1 protein-coding gene is annotated in these 286 nt (G+C 60.5%); it reads left to right on the top strand.

Going from position 1 to position 286, the window contains the following annotated elements; all coding sequences use genetic code 11:
- Positions 1-23: 23 nt before the first annotated feature.
- The coding region (locus tag B2W52_RS13305; RefSeq protein ID WP_476738536.1) for an adenine nucleotide alpha hydrolase family protein at positions 24-286 on the top strand (263 nt) is incomplete at its 3' end.

Raw genomic sequence — 286 nt, 5'->3', positions numbered from 1 at the left:
AAGAACGAAGCGAAGGTGATCTGATGAGTGTTTTAGTTTACGCCGAACACGACAACGCCACGCTCAACAAGGTTACTTTGAGCGTTCTCGCCGCCGCCAAGGAAATCGGCGGTGACATCACCGTGCTGGTCGCCGGCAAAGGCTGCGGCGCCGTGGCCGAGGAAGCCGCCAAGGCGGAAGGCGTGAGCAAGGTACTGTGCGCCGACAACGACGCCTACGAGCATCAGCTGGCCGAGAACATCGCCGAGCTGGTCGCCGAAGTGGGCGCCGATTACAAGCACATCCT

The organism is Marinobacter sp. UBA2498, from assembly GCF_002341575.1.
Taxonomy (GTDB): Bacteria; Pseudomonadota; Gammaproteobacteria; order Pseudomonadales; family Oleiphilaceae; genus Marinobacter; species Marinobacter manganoxydans.
This window is presented reverse-complemented; position numbering and strand designations above follow the sequence as displayed.